Genomic DNA, 19,451 nt, shown 5'->3' on the forward strand with positions numbered 1-19,451 from the left:
GCTATGAGACAACAAATTTCTCGCGCCACTCGTTTTGTGCTGCCTTTATTGGCAGCACTGCTGTGCTGGTTGGCTCAACCAGTGATGGCAGAAGAGAACGCAAAACCGGATGTGGTGCAAAAAGAGATGACCCAACTGGCAGGAGCAGACTTTTGGCGTCAGGTACGACAAGGCGAAGCGGGTTACACCACTTCTCAGTCTCCTGAACATGGCGTGTTGATCAGTAAACCGGGTGAAACTTGGTTTATTCTCAAAGAGAAATGGATGTCTCCGGCTGGTGCGGTGGCGATTTTTGGCAGCATTGCGATGGTGGTGCTGGCGTATATCGCGGTTGGCCCACTGATGCTGAGTAAGCCGCGCACCGGACGTAAGCTGAATCGCTGGTCACGTTGGGATAGGGCGCTGCACTGGAGTATGGCGTTTACTTTCTTGACCTTGGCGTTCAGTGGTTTGATGCTGGTGTATGGTAAACACTTCTTAAAACCGTATATCCCGAGTGAACTGTGGGGCTGGATCATCTATGCCGCGAAGCAGTATCACAACTATATGGGGCCACTGTTTTTCATTCTGTTGATGTTTGTGCTGCTCAAGTGGTGGCGTAAATCTATTTTCAATAAAGTGGATGCGCAGTGGTTTATGAAGCTCGGTGGCATGGTGGGTAAACACAAAGGCTCACACCCTTCTGCGGGATTCTCCAACGGTGGTGAAAAGGCCATTTACTGGTTACTGATTGTGTTTGGAACCTTTGCAGCCATTAGTGGTTTGGTGCTTGATTTCCCAATTTTCGGGCAGACGCGTCGTGATATGGAACTGTCGAACCTCATTCATATGTTCTCGGCACTGATCTTAATCTGTGGCTTTATCTTCCATATCTATATTGGTTTGTTTGGTATGGAAGGCGCATTAGAAGGCATGGTGACAGGCAAAGTAGATGAGACTTGGGCGAAAGAGCATCACGATCTTTGGTATGAAGAAGTGAAGCGCCGCGGTGAAATTGAAGAAGTAAGTGCGGAATCTCAACCAGCCTCATTCAATCAAACGAAAGGAGAGGTGAGCCATGAATCAAGATAGAACCCACAAGTCAGTGTGGTTTGTCTACATTGCGAGCTTGCTGACTCCATTCACCTGCTTGCTCTCAGGGGTGATTGGTATCATCTATGCTGGTTATCGATTGGATAAAAACCAAGATGGCGAGATTGCAAACTCACACTACTATGGGTTAATTCGCAGTTTCTTCCTCTATCTCACTTTCTTCGTGGTGTTGATTGTGACAGTGGCGACCACTAACGGCATTATCATGGGTGTGAATCGCTACTGGATGCCGGAGTCATGGCTTGCCAAGCTCGGGCATGGCATCCCTTATGTAGGTGCTATCATTGCTGTGGGGGCAATCTCCATTTGGATCTGGCGCATGATTCAAGGCATGCAACAGTACCAGCGCAATTTGCCGCATGCCCCATCAAAAGGGCCTAATCTGTAATCTCGTACCCGGCCATTGAGCCGGGTATTTTTTTGTTTCTACCGGCTTCCTTGCTTGATTTTTGTGCGCGTTGTTTTGGTGCTGTTACACCAATTTGGTGCAGATTTATTGCAAACTGTAACTACCCACGGTTTTACCTCTCTCGCTTTACAAATAAATCCCTCCATTTATCAATACATTATTCATCTATTTCAAAACATATTTTCTAATCGAAAAGCTGGAACAGCTTTTGCTCTGTCGAGCTTGAATCTTCTTTTCTCACCAACTTGGTGAAAATAACAACAAAGCACAGGATAAGTGCATAACAGACGATGGAGTATCACAACAATGAGCGATAGCGTAAGTCAGGTGCAAGGAGCCGTTCAAACCCTGACCCAAAGTTCGGACACCTTATTTTTGCTGCTCGGAGCCATCATGGTGTTCTTGATGCATGCAGGTTTTGCGTTCCTTGAAGTAGGTACGGTTCGGAAGAAAAATCAGGTTAACGCGCTGGTGAAAATCTTGGCTGATTTTGGGGTTTCCACGATTGCCTATTTCTTTATTGGTTATTGGATTGCTTATGGACATCATTTCTTTGCCGATGCTGCAACCTTGTCGCAAGGCAATGGTTATGATTTGGTGAAATTCTTTTTCCTCCTTACTTTTGCTGCCGCCATTCCTGCCATTGTTTCCGGTGGTATTGCTGAACGCGCGCGATTTTATCCGATCCTTTTCGCCACTTTTTTCACAGTTGGGCTGGTTTACCCTTTCTTTGAAGGGATCATTTGGAATAGCAACTTTGGCGTACAAGACTGGTTTGCAGCCAATTTAGGCGCGCCATTTCACGACTTTGCTGGTTCAGTCGTTGTTCACGCTGTCGGTGGTTGGATTGCGCTGGTTGCCGTTGCTTTCTTAGGAATGCGTCGTGGGCGCGTGCGCGCAGGCAAACACACTAACTTTGCTCCCTCCAACATTCCCTTTTTAGCGCTTGGTGCATGGATTCTAAGTGTCGGTTGGTTTGGCTTTAACGTGATGTCAGCGCAAACCTTGAATGGCATCAGCGGATTGGTGGCCATGAACTCTTTAATGGCGATGACTGGCGGCATTCTCGCTGCGTTAGTCGCAGGAAAAAATGACCCAGGTTTTATCCATAACGGCCCCTTAGCGGGCTTGGTCGCGGTGTGTGCGGGTTCTGACTTAATGCATCCACTGGGGGCCTTAGTCACTGGTGTGGTAGCGGGTGTGGTGTTTGTCTGGCTATTTACTGCCTTACAGAATAAAACCAAAATTGATGATGTACTCGGTGTATGGCCATTACATGGTGTGTGTGGCGCATGGGGTGGTATTGCAGCCGGAATTTTTGGCCAAACAGCCTTGGGAGGTTTAGGTGGTGTGAGCCTTGGTACTCAAATGATCGGCACTCTAATGGGAATTGCGATTGCATTGTGCGGCGCTTTGATTGTGTATGGTGTACTGCACAAAGTGATGGGCCTACGTTTATCACAAGAAGATGAATTTAATGGTGCCGACTTAGCGATTCATAAAATCTCCGCAACCAGCGAAGAGTAATACAGATTTTCATGGGCTTCTCAGTGGGGAAGCCCTCAATTCCTCTCTGACTCATTCTTCAACTACTCTCTCGTTCTTCTAATCAATAGCCTTGTTACTACCATGGTCTAATCTTCGTTTTCTAGGGTTGATAACGCTTCGGTGTTAAGCTTAAACAAAAGCCGAGAAAAGGAATGGGTTATGAGCTTACCGTATCGAAATATTGTGATACTGACTGGAGCAGGGATCTCTGCTGAGTCTGGTATTCAAACTTTCCGCGCTCAGGATGGGCTGTGGGAAAATCATCGTATTGAAGATGTGGCAACACCAGAAGGGTTTCAGCGCGATCCAGATATGGTGTTGGAGTTTTATAACCAACGCCGCCGTAAATTGCTCTCTGATGCGATTGAGCCGAACCCGGCACATCTTGCCCTCGGTAAACTGGAAAAAGAATTGCAGGGTAGTGTGACTGTGATTACCCAGAACATTGATAACCTGCACGAACGTGGCGGCAGCCAGAACATTATTCACATGCATGGTGAGTTGCTGAAAGCACGCTGTCCTGAATCCAATCAAACGGTTGAGCAAAAAGAGGATATCCGTAACGGCGATTTATGCCACTGCTGCCAAATGCCTGCACAAATGCGCCCACACATTGTTTGGTTTGGTGAAATGCCGCTGCGCATGGGGGATATTTATGCCGCGCTTGAAGAAGCAGATCTGTTTGTCTCTATCGGTACATCAGGGGTTGTTTATCCTGCGGCCGGTTTTGTGCATGACGCACGTATGCATGGAGCACACACGATAGAAATTAACTTGGAACCAAGCGCAGTCGAAAGTGAGTTTGCAGAGAAACGCTACGGTAAAGCCAGTATTGAAGTTCCAAGGTTAGTTGAAGAAATTCTGGCTGCACAAAAACGTGCGATGCATAGTTCAGCAGCGAATAGCTCAGCAGGTAAACAATACAAACACGCTTAGTTAATGCTGATAAGAATAAGCGGATAAAAAAACGCCCCGATAAATGGGGCGTTTTTGTGATACAGCATCCTCTAGTGCGGGGCATACCCACTCAAGGAGTCTATCCAACGAAATGATTAATCGCGGAAGTTGTTGTATTGCAGTGGCTGTTCAAGATTCGCTTCACGCAACATCGCCATCACTTCTTGCAAATCATCACGCTTTTTACCCGTCACGCGAACTTTGTCGCCTTGGATAGAAGCTTGAACTTTGATTTTGGCATCTTTGATCAATTTAACGATCTTCTTCGCGAGCAGAGCTTCCAGACCTTGCTTGAATTCTGCATCTTTGTGCCAGTGCTTACCGATATGGACAGAATCTTTTGCTTTCATTGCACGGGCATCTACACCACGTTTTGCGAGATTACCGCGCAAAATGTCCATCATCTGACCAAGCTGAAAATCATCTTCTGCAGACAACTTTACTGTCTCTTCTTTCAGCTCAAAACTGGCATCGACGTTACGAAAATCAAATCGGCTGGCAAGTTCACGAGTTGAGTTTTCTACCGCGTTACGCAGTTCAACAGCATCAATTTCTGAAACAATATCAAAAGAAGGCATGAGGTATTCCCTTAATTACGAGAGCGACGGACTTTGATCGATTGCGCCAACATGTCGAGCATTGCGGCTGTATCATCCCATCCTAAACAAGGATCCGTGATCGAAAGTCCATAAGTCAGGTTATTGAGATCGTGCATTGGCTGGTTGCCTTCCACAAGGAAGCTTTCCGCCATGATGCCAGCAATTTTGTGGCTTCCAGCTTCGATCTGTTGGCAAATATCGCGCGCCACATCCACTTGTTTACGGTGCTGCTTTTGGCAGTTAGCGTGGCTGAAATCCACCACCAAACGTTCTGGAAGGTTGAATTGAGCCAATTGCTGACAAGCTTCATCAATCGAAGCGGCATCAAAGTTAGGCCCTGTATCACCACCACGAAGAATGATGTGACCAAATGGGTTACCACTGGTGCGGTAAACCGTCATACGGCCATTCTTATCTGGCGAATAGAAGTAGTGTGACGCTTTTGCTGCACGAATCGCATCAATCGCGATTTTCACATTACCGTTAGTGCCGTTTTTGAATCCAACCGGGCAGGAGAGAGCAGAAGCCATCTCACGGTGAATTTGCGACTCAGTGGTGCGCGCACCAATAGCGCCCCACGTGATTAGGTCAGCGATATATTGACCGGTAATCATATCGAGAAATTCAGTCGCCGTTGCCAAGCCTAGCTTGTTAATGTCGAGCAGTAGTTGACGCGCTTTGTTTAAGCCCGTTTCTAAAGCGTAGGAGCCATCGAGATTCGGGTCAGTGATCAAACCTTTCCAACCCACAACCGTGCGTGGTTTTTCGAAATAGGTACGCATTACGACAAAGAGTTCATCTTTGTAGTTTTCTTGCAATGCCGCGAGGCGGCGACCGTAATCCAGTGCGGCATCGGTATCGTGTACCGAACAAGGTCCAACAATCACCAAAAGGCGATCATCTGCACCGGTGAGAATGCTTTCGATTTGACGACGAGACTGCGCAATCCTTAGCGCGACTTCATCAGTAATTGGGTGTGCGTGACTAAGTTCTGCCGGAGTAGGCATAGGTCCCAATGCTTGGGTTCTTAATTCATCGGTTTTCAGTGGCATAGGAGCGCCTGTCCTTTTGTTGCGAAGCGCTAAAGATAACGAATTTGTCAACGAGAATAAACCATTGCGACGAAAACAGATTGGGAATCGAGTGTAAATCGTGCCGTTAAAACCGTATTTGGTGAGAATTTCCCCATCCACACCGCATGCATCAACAGATAGTTGCCTTTCGCACAGACTATCAACCTAGGAAAATCGCGACCAACAAGCACTTTATTAACAATTATTTGACATTTATTCAGTGATCGATTGAAGTGGTCGGACAACTTACTCATGCGGAGTTTTTATGCTGTCACCTTTAGCGAAAGCCAATCTTTATCTTAATCTGTTCGGCTTTTTTAAAGTGCCTTTAATTTGGGCATGTCGCCCGAAAATTCTTGCACTCAGTGATCACGCGGTGGAAGTACGCATTCCGCTGAAAAGACGCAATAAGAATCATCTTAACAGTATGTATTTTGGTGTGCTGGCAGTAGGCGCTGATGTCGCAGGTGGTTACATGGCGATGCACAAAGCCAAACAAAGAGGCAGTAAGGTTTCATTGGCTTTCAAAGCCGTGAGAGGCGAATTTCATAAACGCCCAGAAGCGGCGGTGCATTTTCATTGTGTGGAAGGCGAGAAGATTGACCAAATGTTGGATGAGACATCTCGCACAGGTGAGCGGGTTAACCAAGAGGTGCATATTATTGCGACCTGCCCAACACTGCATGGTGATGAGCCAATGGCTGAGTTTTGGTTAACCCTTTCTCTGAAAGCCGTTAAGTCAGCGGAATAGATTCAATATCCACAATTCGGCTTCGGTTAAGCACGATTTTCCAACGATAGTAAGTCGGTTCGCCTTTATGGTGGTTTTCTTTCACGATCAGGTTCAGCAAATGGCGTTTTTCCACTGATTCACGGCTCACTTGACCATTGTTGAGCTGATAAATATGGTTTGAGCCCTTGTCCATCTGACGCATGATCGAACGCAAGTCAATCATCAAGGTTTCACGAGTCTCCTCGTAACCACTCATAAAGCGAGACGTCGACATTTCAGTATGGGAGCGATAATGCAGAATCTGCTCTTCACGTTGCACAATACGCTTTTTACGAATCGCTTGAATGCGATCAGGCAGATCACTCAGCTTTTTGTAATCCAGCCATTCTTCTTTATCGCCGACTTGTTTGCCTGTAGTAGGGTCGAAATAGTGACGACGCCATTTAGGTCTACCTTTACGGATCCAGCGCCACAACATATCACGGAGATCATCTTTAAAGATTTCCCGTAGGGCATAGATAAAAGACATCGCAATGATGAACGAGGCGGTAATCTCTCCCCAGTAATCGCGCGCTGAAATAGCAGTAATAGTCACCGCGACCATCACCAAACCGGTCGCTAGGCCTTTTACTGCTCGTTTAGTGTTGTTGCCTAGCGACACTATTTTTTCATTCAGGATAACTGGGTGCTCAATCAAACGACGAAGCAGGCGCATTTTATTACTCAGGCGCGTAATGTCTTGATTCGCTTTATCGGAGTTGTATTGGTTGAGTGCACGGTGCGCTTGCTCTTTCTCCACCAGCGTAATCAAACGCTCTTTATTCGTCTTGTATTCATTATCACGCGTCATGTGCGCAATCATGGATAAGAAACTCTGCTCGGTATACCAAGAGAGGTAGTTATCAATGTTGGCGTAATAGCGCTTAAGCTGCTCTTCATAAGGAATACTACGACGCAAACGTCGCAGAATATCCAATGATAACTCAATGACGCTATCCACTTCTTCCGCCGTCACCGTATCACTGGTGTTATTGAGTTGGGAAACCGCTTTATCCAGCGCAATCACATACTGGTAAGCAAACAAACTCAAACTCACTCGGTATTGCGTTGTAGAAAGATGACCACGTTGAGCAAGGCGGCTGTGTACCAGCGGCAGGAGAATCTGGTCACTGTAGTAGGCGCGCTGCTGGTGAATAGAGCTATAGAAAAACTCAGACTCAGAGATCACTTCTGGTGAGATATCCAATTCACCGGGGATAAAAAGATAAAAGTTAAGGTCGAGCTTTTTGCTGCCCGTCATCTGACTGACAATCGTCAAGGTTGCCGCATCTTGCTGCTCTACGGTGATCAACGAAAACTCCTGTAAAAATTGCCGGATTTATTGCTCGAATGCGAGAAAGCATAACAGAGATAACGTATAATCTCTGCAAATTTGCTGTGAGACAGTTTTATATGATTAACATTGGTCAAATTAATAGTTTAGAAGTGGTGAAATTCGCCGAATTTGGTGTTTTTTTGGATGCAGGGGAATACGGTACTACCTTGCTGCCTAAGCGTTTCGTGCCAGAAGGTACTGAAATCGGGCAGTTTATCGACGTTTTCCTCTATTTCGATTCTGAGAACCAACTCGCAGCCACGACTGAAACTCCAATCGCTCAAGTGGGCGAGTGGGGCTTAATGAAGATCGAAGGGGTTAACAGCACTGGCGCATTTGCTAGCTGGGGAATCAAAGGCAAAGATCTTCTGATCCCGTATAGTGAACAGCGTGCCCGTTTTGTCGCAGGCCAAACGGTATTGGTTTATGTCTATACCGATAAAGCCTCTGGCCGGATCGTCGGTACGACCAAGTTCAACAAGTTACTTGATAAGACACCCGCGAAATACACGCCAAACCAGCAAGTCGATCTGCTGATTGCAGAACGTTCCGAGTTGGGTTTCAAAGCAATTGTTAACGGCACCCATTGGGGAATGATTTTCTCTTCAGATGTATTTGGCAAATTGTTCATCGGTAAGAAACTTAAGGGCTATATCAAGAGCGTGCGTGAAGACGGCAAGATCGATCTGTCACTGCAAAAAATTGGTATGGAAAAAATGGATGATCTGAGCTCTAAGATCTTAGAAACCTTAGAAAAGAAAGGTGGTTTCCTGCCATTGAGCGATAAATCGACGCCTGAAGCCATTTTTGCCACTTTCCGTACGAGCAAAGGTACTTTTAAAAAGACCATCGGCAGTCTGTATAAGCAAGGCAAAATTGTGATTGAAAATGACGGTATTCGTTTAGCTTAAACCGATTTTACCCCCGAAAAAAAGGCCCAAAACGTAAGGTTTTAGGGCCTAGGGGAATGGCTCCAAAGAGCCTGCGCTAATCGAAAATATAGGAAGTTGCTTTATCCTAAGACTAGTACAGATACTGAAATTAGCGACAGGCTTTTAGAATTTCATCCTATAGTTCACTCTATCAGAATAAATTTTTGTCTCTTACAAGCTCTCTTGGCAGTCCATTCTTCACCCGATTTCCAACCCATTTTCCTAACCCAATCACATCGTTAGCGTAACGAACGATCACTTCACCTTGACCACTTTTTCCCTCTGGTCTGACATCTCTACCCATGAACCATTCTCGTGCTTGAGCAGTATCCAACTCCACACTGTGATCGATACTTTCGGAAGCCAGACAGGTTGCAACTTGATGCTGCCAGCGATATCCAGATTTATGTGCTTCAGCAATTTTTATTCCCATACGGGAAAAACGCAGCTCACCCAACAATGGCTCTAATGCTTGGGGGAATAACCATACATCATTATCACGCAGCCAAACTTGTGAGTCCGATGGAAGCTCTACGCCAAGAGACTTATTGAGTTGCTGAGCAATTTCTGATTGCTGCTTTTGACTTGCTTTGTTAAAAGGAAATTTCCCCAGACGTTTATTCACTTCTGGAACGGGCACTGAAGCCAATTTGCGAATTTTGGCCACAAAGAAGCCTTCACAGTCGTACATTTGCGGGAAAATATGCAGAAAACCTTCTTCGGTCAGCGCAAGTGAAGCCTGTTCAAATAAGTTGTCCAGTGATTCAAAGCTCACTGCCTCCCCATAACTCTGTTTTAAGTGCCAACACACTTCCTGATTTTCCTCACGGCTCAGTGTGCAAGTCGAATAGACGAGGGTTCCGCCGACTTTCAAAGCCTGAAACGCGCTTTCAATCAAGGCTTTTTGTGTAGACGCAATACTGTGGATGGCATCCATACTCCAGTTTTTCATTGCATCAGGATCTTTACGAATGGTTCCTTCACCTGAGCAGGGCGCGTCAATCAACACAGCATCAAAACGTTCGGGAAGCCAGCCTCCGAATACACAACCATCAAAATTGGTTAAGGCGGTGTTACGAATGCCACAACGTTCAATATTGGCGTGTAGCACTTTCACGCGGCTCGCGGAGAATTCGTTAGCAACCAGCACTCCTTGATTGTCCATCAACGCGGCCATTTGCGTAGTTTTAGAACCCGGCGCAGCTGCCATATCAAGCACAGAATCATACTGTGCATGATCCATAAATAGGGCAGATACAGGCATCATTGAGCTGGCTTCTTGGATGTAAAACAGCCCAGCCATATGCTCTGCAGTATTACCCAGTGGAACTTGGCTTTCATCTGCTTCAATCCAAAAACCATTCTCACACCAAGGCACTGGCGATAGCTGCCAATTTTTCTCAGCTGCACGTAGGCAAAAATCCGCTACAGAAATTTTGAGCGTATTAACCCGAATGCTTTTTCGCAGAGGCCTTTGGCAGGCAGCAATAAAATCCGCAAGCTGGGTAGAATCGGGCAGTATTTTCGCCATCGAAGTGATGAAATCTTCGGGAAGAGAAATGTTCGGATGCACAGGCAAGTTCCGTTGATGAATAAGGTCGGCGATTATAACCAGATAGCTCCATGACATAAAGGCTAGCCGCTAAAGTAGAAAAGCAGCCTAAGGCTGCTTTTCTTCACGTGACATTTTTCTCGTTAAGGCTTGGGAATTGGCGTACGCCATTTAGTCCAATCTTCCTGAGCTTGAGAGTAGAGGTAGAAGGTATGTCCTTCTGGTGCTGCTGGTGGCAGATGCTTTTGCTCGGGAGTTGAGAAAGTAATGCCGCCGCGCAGCATACTCTCAAAAGTGCCTGCTTTGACATTTGCACCCGTAATACCAATCGACATATCTAACCCAGAAACATTCCAAAACACGCTATTTTCACGGAGCAAATAGGTGTACTGCGGGGCAATACGGATCGTAGTAATAACGCGATCGGCAAACTCACCCAAACGTACATCAATCACTTTGCCAACCTCAATATCACGATACAGAACTGGGGTACCGACACTGACTGAACCGCGGGTTTCACTCTGTAATGTGTACGTTTTTCCTGCACCACCATGACGCGCTTCTTTATGCAATTCAAACTCAAAACGGCTTTCTCCCGTTCCCGGTTGAACTTCGATGCTATGGCCCAACAGATTCTGCACATTCTCAATACCACTTAAGCCGATTTTGGCTTGCGAGAGCCAGAATTGCGTATTTTGCTTGGCAATTTTTGACGCGTATTGAGGCTCAATACGTGCGGAGAGTTTGACAAAATCGGACTCGAAATCAGGAATCACTTCGAAGATCTCACCAATAGGCACACCTTGATACTGCACTGGTGTCCCCACTTTCACACCCAATGTTCCTAAGGCGGTCAGGGTGATCTTTTCGCCATAACGACGAGCATGATCGTAGTCGTTATAAAGCTTCCACATCGATCCGATTTTGTTCTCAATACCCGGAAGATTATCAAACGCGATACCGCCGCGAATCAGAGTCTGCAATGGCGCAGCTTTTACGTCTACACCATCCATGGAGGCTTTGATTTCTACACCAGAGCGGTTCCAGAAAACCGTATCTGGGGTTAATAAATGCTGATATTGCTTTTCGATTGTCGCTTCAATCTGCACACCTTTTGGAGTAAGTGTAAAACCCGAAATGCTGCCCACTTTTAAGTTGCGATATAAAAGGGGAGAGCCAGCATTAATCGAAGGTAGCTCATTCGCAAATAGCGTGAGTGAGCGAGAACCCGATTGATTGTATTTCGCGAGTTCCGCTAAGGACTGGCTAGGGTAGAGGCGATATTGCTCAAGTGGTGTGCTACTACCTTCACTAGCAAAGCTGATTGAGCCGAGCAAAAGTTGTTTGGCTGGTGGAATGGATACAGAAAGGCCAGATTCAGTGAGCTCAGCAGAAGCACTGCCTGTAATATAAAAGCGGTTTTGCGAGCGGATCAATGCGCCATATTGCTCGTCAATCAGTACATTCAACTCTACATAATCGAACTTCAAATTCACCGCTGTGACGCTGCCGACCGCAACCCCACGGTACAGAATTGGCGTACCAACATCCAACCCGAAAGAGTTATCTGCCACCAATTTAAAGCTAATGCTGTTGGAGCTTGCATATTTAAATTCGTTCTTGCGTAGCGCTTTAAAGTTACGTGTACGCTCGCCTTCACCGGGAATTAAAGAGAGATAATTGCCTTTAACAAAGTTAGCGAGGTTTTCTACCCCAGCTAAGGAGACTTGTGCCTCTTCCAGCACAAATTGGCTACCGCTATTGAGCATGTCACTGAATGCTGGTTCGATTGCCGCAGAAGCTTCGATGCCTTTGCGATTTTCGGTCAATTGCAAATCGGTGATTTGGCCAATCTCGATTCCTCGGTACATGATAGGCGCAGGAGCAGAGATGTTGTTGTCATCCGGTAGGATGATTGATACAGCAATCCCGCGTCCCGCGGTTTTCAAATCTCGATACAGGCGGAACTGTGCGTTTTGCTCGACGGGTTTACCTTCATCTGGAGAATCAACCGCTATCGAGCCACCAATCAGAGCGCTCAAACTTTCTAAACGGACATCGACCCCTTCAAAACCAATGCTGGCACCAATACCACTAACGTTCCAAAAACGGCTTTCGGTGTTGATGATGTGACGATATTCCTCTTTGATGGAAGCTTGAACGGTTACAGATTGTGCATCCTCATCCAACTGATAGTTAAACACTTCACCGATCGGGATTTTTTTATAAACGATTTGTGAACCAACAGAAATGCCGCCCAAATCACTCGCTTTTAGTGAAATGGTCAAGCCTCGCTGCGACAATGGATCGGAAGGCGCAGATTCTAGTGCATTGTATTCGGTCGGATAATCATCTTGGTGAAGAGTTCCCGGCTGAATAGCGATATAGTTACCTGATACCAAAGCATCCAAACCGGAAACTCCTGACAAACTGGCCGTTGGTTTTACCATCCAGAATCGAGTTTGGGTGGACAATAATTTAGTGGCTTCAGGATAGATATCCGCTTCAACATAAATACTGTCAAGACCCTCAGACAGTTTAATGTCACGCACCATACCCACTTCTAAGCCTTGGTAGCGAATCGTAGTACGTCCTGCAATTAACCCTTGTGCATTTTCAAAATGGATTTGAATACGCACACCGGCATCATGTACGGCTTTAAACACTAACCAGCCAGCCAAAACCATAGTCACGATCGGTAAAATCCACAGCGGAGAGATGCCTCTATGCTTGCGAACTTCCGGTGTATACGAGGTTTGCGTTGTATTTTCTTGACTCATTCAAACAACCTATTGTTGAGTACGAGTAGAGTTGGGTTCATCCCACAACAGGCGCGGATCTAAGCTTTCCGCTGCCAACATGGTGAGAACCACAACCATACCAAAAGCCACAGCCCCATATCCGGGGGTAAAGTCGAGGATCTGACCTCGGTCGACCAAAGTGAGCATTATGGAGATAACAAATAGGTCCATGACTGACCATTTGCCAATCCATTTGATGCCCCGATAAATCATCATTCGCTGACGTTGATGTACTTTATGCTTAAACTTTATCGCCAGTAACAAGTAGGCGAGGCCAACAATCTTGATCACCGGTACCACAATACTGGCGACGAAAATAATCAGCGCGATTCCCCACATGCCATTTTTCACTAACGAAGCAACGCCTGAGAAAATCGTATCCTCTAAACGTTGTCCATTGGTGATCAAAATTGAGATCGGGATAAGGTTAGCAGGAAAAATGGCAACGGTTGCCGCCAATACATAAGCCCATGTACGCTCGATAGAATTGGGCTTTCTGTGGTGAAGCTGATGCTGGCAACGCACACAGTGTCCGCTCTCTGGTTGAGAAAGATGACAATTATGGCAATGAACCTGTTTTTGCGGTAAATCGTAATCCGTTTCCTTTTGCCAAGTTTCCCAATAACGACGCGTGCTAATTCGACTAAGTAAAAGGACAGTGAATAATTGCAAAAGCACTAAACCCCATAACCCCGGACCAATAAAGATGTCCGAGTAGTCTTTGAGTTTGAAACAAGAGACTGCAACGCTCACCAGAAACACATCCAGCATCACCCACACCTTGAGATGGTGAATAAGTGATAGCGAATAACGCAGCAATCGAAAATGACGAAAACGCAAAGCGAGATGGGCATTCACCACACTCACACACAAGATAAGTGGGGCAATAGAGCTACAAAACAATACGAGTAGGGCTAATGCCCAATACCCTTCATTCCACAGTGCGAAAACCCCTTGCGGCAAAGTGGCAGGGATCATCACCCCAAATAAGCGAATATTGATGTAGCTAAAAAAGTGCGAAGGAATAAACAGCAACAGGCAAGTAACGGCAAGTGCCAAGTTCCCAGATAAAGAAGGTGTACCCCCGCGATAGAGCTGAGTTCCACAACGAGGGCAGTATGCACTGTGGCCTTGACTAACTGTCACCGTATCAACAGGCAATTCGCAACCCGGACACAAGCGCACATGGTTTGGTGGCACAGAATGCTGGTGTAGAGAAGATGGCGGTATCATTGTCAAAAGACACCACCAATAGTGACATTGTCACACTCAATGATGTGATTGGACACTCCCATACAGAGTTTGGTAGAGGCCTTCTTGTTCCAGCAACTCGTTGTGCGTGCCAGATTGGCTGACATGTCCATCTTCCAATACATAAATTAAGTCCGCTTGTTTCACCGCTGAGAGGCGGTGGGCAACAATCAAAGTCGTTCTACCATGCAAAAATTGCGATAACGCACGGTGCAAGGCAGCTTCAGTTGCGGTATCAAGTGCTGAGGTAGCTTCATCCAAAATCACAAATTTCGGATTACTGAGCACCATGCGTGCGATCGCTAATCTCTGCCTTTGACCGCCAGACAAACGAATGCCATTACGGCCAATTTGGCTTTCCAGTCCATGATCTAACTTAGAGATCACATCTTGCAACTGCGCGATCTCTAAAGCTTGCCACAAGGCTTCATCGCTGAAATGGCCACCGAGCGTTAGATTATGCCGCAAAGTGTCATTAAACAGTATAGGTTGTTGTAAAACAACGGCAATTTGATCGCGTATCACATCAAAACTGATATCGTCACAGTTTTGCCCATTAAATCGAATCGCACCGCTTTGCGCACGATAAACGCCAATCAACAACTGGATCAAAGTTGACTTACCGCCGCCACTGGCACCCACCAAGGCCACTTTTTTACCTGCTGGGATGCTTAAAGACAAATTGTTCAGTACCGGTGTTTCACCATCATATGAGAAATTGAGGTTTTCTATCTCAATCTCAACTTCACCAGGTTTTGTAAACGGATTCACCTTACTAACAGGGCGGAACTCTTCTTCTAAATCCAACAAACCATTGATTCTAGTTAAAGCAGCTTTTGCAGCGTACCAAGAAAACTGAATACCAAGCAGCTCTTGGACTGGGCTTAGCATAAACCACAAGTAACCAAACACAGCAAAGATCTGGCCAATAGTGAGATCACTGAACACTACCATTAACATCGCAACAGCACGGAACAACTCAAAGCCAAGCAAAAAAAGTAAGAAGGAAAGGCGACCAGCAGCCTCAGATTGCCAAGCGTACTTATCAGCATTCTCACGAACGGCATCCGCATCGGCGATAAGTCGGTTTAAAAACTCACGCTCTTTATTCGCCGCTCGGAGCTGATAGATACCGTCTAAAGTTTCCACCAAGCGATTTTGAAAACGCTCAAAGGCTTGGTTCTCTCGTTTCTTAAGATGCTTGACCTGACCACCTAGCATTCGGGAAAAGTAGATGACAATCGGGTTAACCAAAAGAATGAACAATCCTAATCGCCACTCTAACCAGAGTAGAACGATGGCTGTACCAAATACGGTAAGTAGAGAAATTAGAAATTTGCTGAGCGTTGAACCGATGAATTGATCAATCGTTTCAATATCCGTGATGAGATGTGCATTGATGCCGCCGCTACCACGTGTTTCATACTGACGAATACTGATCCGGCCTAACTTCTCAATCATCTTACGACGCATCTCGTAAGTGATCGTTTTAGACACCAAAGTGAATTGACGATTTTGCAAAATATTCAGCAATTGGCTGGCAATTCGCATCAGCACAACCATCAATAGGGTCAGCATGATGTAGCCTGTTGCGGTTTGCCAGCCTTGTGGGAGGAAATGATTCATCACATCAATCCCTTTAGCAGGCTGATTAAGCAATACTTCATCGACCATTAAAGGCATTAATAGGGGAATTGGCACACTAATCAGTGTTGCTAGCACTGCAACTAGGTTAGCAAACAGAAGTTTAGTGCGATGTTTTTTTACTTGAGTTATCAGCCAAGAGCGGCTAATAGTGTCGTTGAAGTACGTCATATTAATGAGAATGCATCCTATTATTGATTTATATAGTACGTAGTTCAGAACGTGAAGTCTTTATTTTTCAAATGGAAGTTATTATGAATTTAGAGCAGTACCAACGCTTAGCCAAGCAAGCTGTGGCTTTATTAGAAGGTGAAAGCAACCTAGTGGCGAATCTTTCTAACTTGAGTGCCTTACTGAATATGGAACTTACAGAGCTTAACTGGGTAGGGTTCTATCTGATGCAGGATGATGAGTTGGTGCTTGGCCCGTTCCAAGGTAAACCAGCGTGTGTTCGTATTCCGGTAGGCAGGGGAGTTTGTGGTACCGCAGTTTCCGAAAACCGTGTTCAACGTGTGTATGATGTCCATCAATTCGGAGGACACATCGCTTGTGATGCCGCGAGCAATTCTGAAATCGTTATCCCGTTCTCGATTAACGGAAAAATTGCCGGCGTGTTGGATATTGACAGTCCAAACATAGGCCGTTTCAGTGAAATTGACGAACAAGGCCTGACCTATTTGATGAGCGAAGTAGAAAAGCTGCTCAATTCACAGGCTAATAAGGCATAATTTGCCCTTTGCCTGTGGTTTTTCCGTTGCAGGTCTTTATAATACCGCACATATTTACACTCAATGTTTGGCGGGCAGCCGCAATAACCAGGAATCCTCATGGAAAACACTGAAAAGTTAAAAAACAGCAAAGAAGTAATCGCGTACATTGCTGAATGTTTCCCTAACTGCTTTACTTTAGAAGGTGAAGCAAAGCCTCTGAAAATTGGTATTTTTCAGGATCTTGCTGATCGTTTGAATGACGACTCTAAAGTAAGTAAAACTCAGCTTCGTGCCGCGTTAAGACAATACACCTCTTCTTGGCGTTATTTACATGGTGTCAAACCTGGCGCAGTTCGTGTTGATCTTGATGGTAACCCATGTGGTGAGCTGGAAGAGCAACATGTGGAACACGCACAAGCGGCATTGGCAGAGAGCAAAGCTCGTGTTGAAGCTCGTCGTAAAGAACAAGTAAAGAAAGTGCGTGAAGAAGCGAAAGCGAGCAAGCCAAAGGCGAAAAAGCCTCAAGCTCGTCGTCCTCAAAACGCACCGAAAGCGGAGAAAAAACCCGTAGAAACTCGCACATTGACAGCGACAGAGCTCAACGTCGGCAAAGAAGTTAATGTGAATATGGGTAAAGGCAACATGGCTGCAACCATCGTTGAAATCAGTAAGGAAGATGTGCGTGTTCAACTTGCCAACGGCCTACAAATGGTTGTGAAAGCGGAGCACTTGCGCGCATAAGGGAGATACTCCTACGCATGAAATGCCGTTCAAAAATATCTCTGATTGCTGCTAGCCTTTGGCTAGCAGCCTCTTCAGCTCAGGCTCTGGAAGCCAAACTCAAACCAGAAGATTTACCTCTTCTTGCCCCTGAAGCTCAACACGAAACGGCAGCGAAACGTGTCACTTCGCGTTTTACCCGTTCCCATTACAAACAATTCAATCTGGATGATCAGTTTTCTCAAGCTATGTTTGAACGCTATCTTGAGATGCTCGATTACAGCCGCAACATTTTTACTCAAGCCGACATTGATTCGGTCAAAGCTTGGTCTTTGCAATTGGATGATCAATTAAAAGCGGGTAACAACCAGATTGCGTACGATTTGTATAACTTGTCGATGGAAAAGCGTTTCGAACGCTTTAAGTACGCGCTTTCTCTGCTTGATAAAGAGATGACGTTCGATACGGACGAATCGATCGAGTTAGACCGTGCTAAATCACCTTGGCCTAAGGACATTCAAGAGGTCAATGAGCTGTGGCGACAACGGGTAAAATACGACGCACTGAATTTGAAGCTAGCGGGTAAAGAGTGGCCAGAAATCAAGGAAACGCTTGAAAAACGCTACAACAACGCGATGAAACGTCTCACACAGACCAAGAGTGAAGATGTGTTTCAAGTGTACATGAACGCGTTTGCCCGTCAGGTCGATCCGCACACCAGTTATTTGTCACCGCGTAACGCTGAACAATTCCAATCTGAAATGAATCTTTCACTTGAAGGGATTGGCGCGGTATTACAGATGACCGATGACTACACCATTATCCGTTCATTAGTCGCCGGTGGGCCTGCCGCACTCAGTAAACAGTTGGGTGAGGGAGATCGCATTATTGGTGTTGGCCAAAACAGCGAAGAAATGGTGGATGTGATTGGCTGGCGACTCGATGATGTTGTGCAGCTCATCAAAGGCCCGAAAGGCAGCAAAGTTAAGTTGTTGATTTTACCGGAAGGTAAAGACGCAAAAAGTCACGTTGTCACTATTGTTCGTGATAAAATTCGTTTAGAAGATCGTGCGGTAAAAGCTGAAGTTATTGAAAAAGCAGGCAAAAAAATCGGTGTGCTAGAAGTGCCGAGTTTTTATGTTGGTTTGGCTCAAGACACAGATAAATTACTTGCTGAGCTAAAAGCGAAGAAAGTCGACGGTATTATTGTTGACCTGCGTAACAACGGCGGCGGTGCATTAACTGAAGCTACAGCACTTTCTGGTCTGTTTATTACCAGCGGGCCTGTAGTCCAAGTTCGTGACAGTTATGGCCGAGTTAATGTGAACTCTGATACTGACGGAAACATTAGCTACAACGGACCATTAACAGTATTGATCAACCGCTACAGTGCGTCAGCATCCGAAATTTTTGCAGCAGCGATGCAAGATTATGGTCGTGCGATTATTCTGGGTGAGAACTCTTTCGGTAAAGGCACGGTGCAGCAACACCGCTCTCTCAATCATATCTATGACTTGTTTGATAAAGAGCTAGGCTATGTGCAATACACGATTCAGAAATTCTATCGAATCGATGGTGGCAGTACACAGAATAAAGGTGTTGTACCCGACATTGCGTACCCAACAGCTATAGAACCTTCTGAGACAGGTGAGAGTGTTGAAGACAACGCACTACCTTGGGATAGCATTGATAAAGCGAAATATGAGCGTTTGAATAACTTCAAATCGATCATTGCCAATCTCGATGTGAAGCATCAACAACGTGTCGCTAAGGATTTAGAGTTTGGTTTCATTGAGCAAGATATTGCGAAATATCGTGCAGAAAAAGATGACAACCGGTTATCTCTGAACGAAAAAGTACGTAAAGATGAAAGTGCTAAAGCGGATGAAGAACGCTTAGCTCGTATCAACCAGCGTCAAAAAGCCTTAGGTAAATCTGCCTTTGCTAACTTGCAAGATGTACCGAAAGATTATGAAGCGCCAGATGCGTATTTAGATGAATCGGTAAACATCATGCTTGATATGATTACTCGATAAATCATTCATTTCAAACGGC

Annotated in this window: 16 protein-coding genes; 9 read left to right on the top strand and 7 right to left on the bottom strand. The window is 45.7% G+C overall.

Going from position 1 to position 19,451, the window contains the following annotated elements:
• Positions 1–3 precede the first annotated feature (3 nt).
• The 4 genes from D908_RS15160 (at position 4) to cobB (ending at position 3,985) form a co-directional block, all read left to right on the top strand.
• Entirely contained in the window at positions 4–1,071 is a 1,068-nt protein-coding gene (locus D908_RS15160; protein WP_005522956.1) for a formate dehydrogenase subunit gamma, read from the top strand.
• Positions 1,058–1,480, top strand: a complete 423-nt coding sequence (locus D908_RS15155; protein ID WP_001070859.1) for a hypothetical protein — start codon at positions 1,058–1,060, stop codon at positions 1,478–1,480. The genes D908_RS15160 and D908_RS15155 overlap by 14 nt, the downstream gene beginning before the upstream one ends.
• 327 nt (positions 1,481–1,807) lie before the next feature.
• A complete protein-coding gene (locus D908_RS15150) occupies positions 1,808–3,028 on the top strand; it encodes an ammonium transporter (RefSeq protein ID WP_005522966.1) in 1,221 nt (406 codons plus the stop codon).
• Between the two features lie 180 nt (positions 3,029–3,208).
• Positions 3,209–3,985, top strand: coding sequence for a Sir2 family NAD+-dependent deacetylase (cobB, locus tag D908_RS15145; protein WP_005522968.1), 777 nt, complete (start codon positions 3,209–3,211; stop codon positions 3,983–3,985).
• A 116-nt stretch (positions 3,986–4,101) separates the two neighbouring features.
• Here the strand turns inward: cobB and D908_RS15140 are convergent, their stop codons facing one another.
• Positions 4,102–4,584, bottom strand: a complete 483-nt coding sequence (locus D908_RS15140) for a YajQ family cyclic di-GMP-binding protein (protein ID WP_001138888.1) — start codon at positions 4,582–4,584, stop codon at positions 4,102–4,104.
• Positions 4,585–4,595: 11 nt separating this feature from the next.
• A complete protein-coding gene (locus tag D908_RS15135; RefSeq protein WP_001128800.1) occupies positions 4,596–5,657 on the bottom strand; it encodes a 3-deoxy-7-phosphoheptulonate synthase in 1,062 nt (353 codons plus the stop codon).
• A 286-nt stretch (positions 5,658–5,943) separates the two neighbouring features.
• Here D908_RS15135 and D908_RS15130 point away from each other — a divergent pair, with 286 nt between their 5' ends.
• The gene (locus tag D908_RS15130; RefSeq protein WP_000950841.1) at positions 5,944–6,429 is read left to right on the top strand and encodes a PaaI family thioesterase; all 486 of its coding nucleotides are present in this window, start codon (positions 5,944–5,946) and stop codon (positions 6,427–6,429) included.
• Here D908_RS15130 and D908_RS15125 read toward each other — a convergent pair.
• On the bottom strand, positions 6,413–7,762 hold the full coding sequence (locus D908_RS15125) for a hypothetical protein (RefSeq protein ID WP_000633705.1): 1,350 nt from the start codon (positions 7,760–7,762) through the stop codon (positions 6,413–6,415). The genes D908_RS15130 and D908_RS15125 overlap by 17 nt on opposite strands.
• 101 nt (positions 7,763–7,863) lie before the next feature.
• Between D908_RS15125 and D908_RS15120 the strand changes: the two genes are divergently transcribed.
• Positions 7,864–8,697 (top strand): CvfB family protein, encoded by an 834-nt coding sequence (locus tag D908_RS15120; protein ID WP_005522971.1) that lies wholly within the window; start codon positions 7,864–7,866, stop codon positions 8,695–8,697.
• Between the two features lie 172 nt (positions 8,698–8,869).
• Here D908_RS15120 and rsmF read toward each other — a convergent pair whose 3' ends face one another.
• From rsmF to D908_RS15100, 4 genes are all read right to left on the bottom strand, one after another.
• The gene (gene rsmF / locus D908_RS15115; protein WP_005522973.1) at positions 8,870–10,291 is read right to left on the bottom strand and encodes a 16S rRNA (cytosine(1407)-C(5))-methyltransferase RsmF; all 1,422 of its coding nucleotides are present in this window, start codon (positions 10,289–10,291) and stop codon (positions 8,870–8,872) included.
• A gap of 122 nt (positions 10,292–10,413) precedes the next feature.
• The gene (locus D908_RS15110) at positions 10,414–13,050 is read right to left on the bottom strand and encodes a PqiB family protein (protein WP_005522975.1); all 2,637 of its coding nucleotides are present in this window, start codon (positions 13,048–13,050) and stop codon (positions 10,414–10,416) included.
• Between the two features lie 9 nt (positions 13,051–13,059).
• On the bottom strand, positions 13,060–14,304 hold the full coding sequence (locus D908_RS15105) for a paraquat-inducible protein A (protein WP_005522981.1): 1,245 nt from the start codon (positions 14,302–14,304) through the stop codon (positions 13,060–13,062).
• 36 nt (positions 14,305–14,340) lie between these two features.
• Positions 14,341–16,137, bottom strand: coding sequence for an ABC transporter ATP-binding protein (locus D908_RS15100; RefSeq protein WP_005522983.1), 1,797 nt, complete (start codon positions 16,135–16,137; stop codon positions 14,341–14,343).
• An 83-nt stretch (positions 16,138–16,220) separates the two neighbouring features.
• Here D908_RS15100 and D908_RS15095 point away from each other — a divergent pair, with 83 nt between their 5' ends.
• The 3 genes from D908_RS15095 to prc all read left to right on the top strand — a co-directional run bounded on the left by D908_RS15095 (position 16,221) and on the right by prc (position 19,432).
• Positions 16,221–16,694 (top strand): GAF domain-containing protein, encoded by a 474-nt coding sequence (locus D908_RS15095; protein ID WP_005522985.1) that lies wholly within the window; start codon positions 16,221–16,223, stop codon positions 16,692–16,694.
• Between the two features lie 99 nt (positions 16,695–16,793).
• A complete protein-coding gene (proQ, locus tag D908_RS15090; RefSeq protein WP_000432044.1) occupies positions 16,794–17,417 on the top strand; it encodes an RNA chaperone ProQ in 624 nt (207 codons plus the stop codon).
• A 17-nt stretch (positions 17,418–17,434) separates the two neighbouring features.
• On the top strand, positions 17,435–19,432 hold the full coding sequence (gene prc, locus D908_RS15085; protein ID WP_005522988.1) for a carboxy terminal-processing peptidase: 1,998 nt from the start codon (positions 17,435–17,437) through the stop codon (positions 19,430–19,432).
• Positions 19,433–19,451: the final 19 nt, after the last annotated feature.

Source organism: Vibrio mimicus CAIM 602 (genome assembly GCF_000338875.1).
Taxonomy (GTDB): domain Bacteria; phylum Pseudomonadota; class Gammaproteobacteria; order Enterobacterales; family Vibrionaceae; genus Vibrio; species Vibrio mimicus.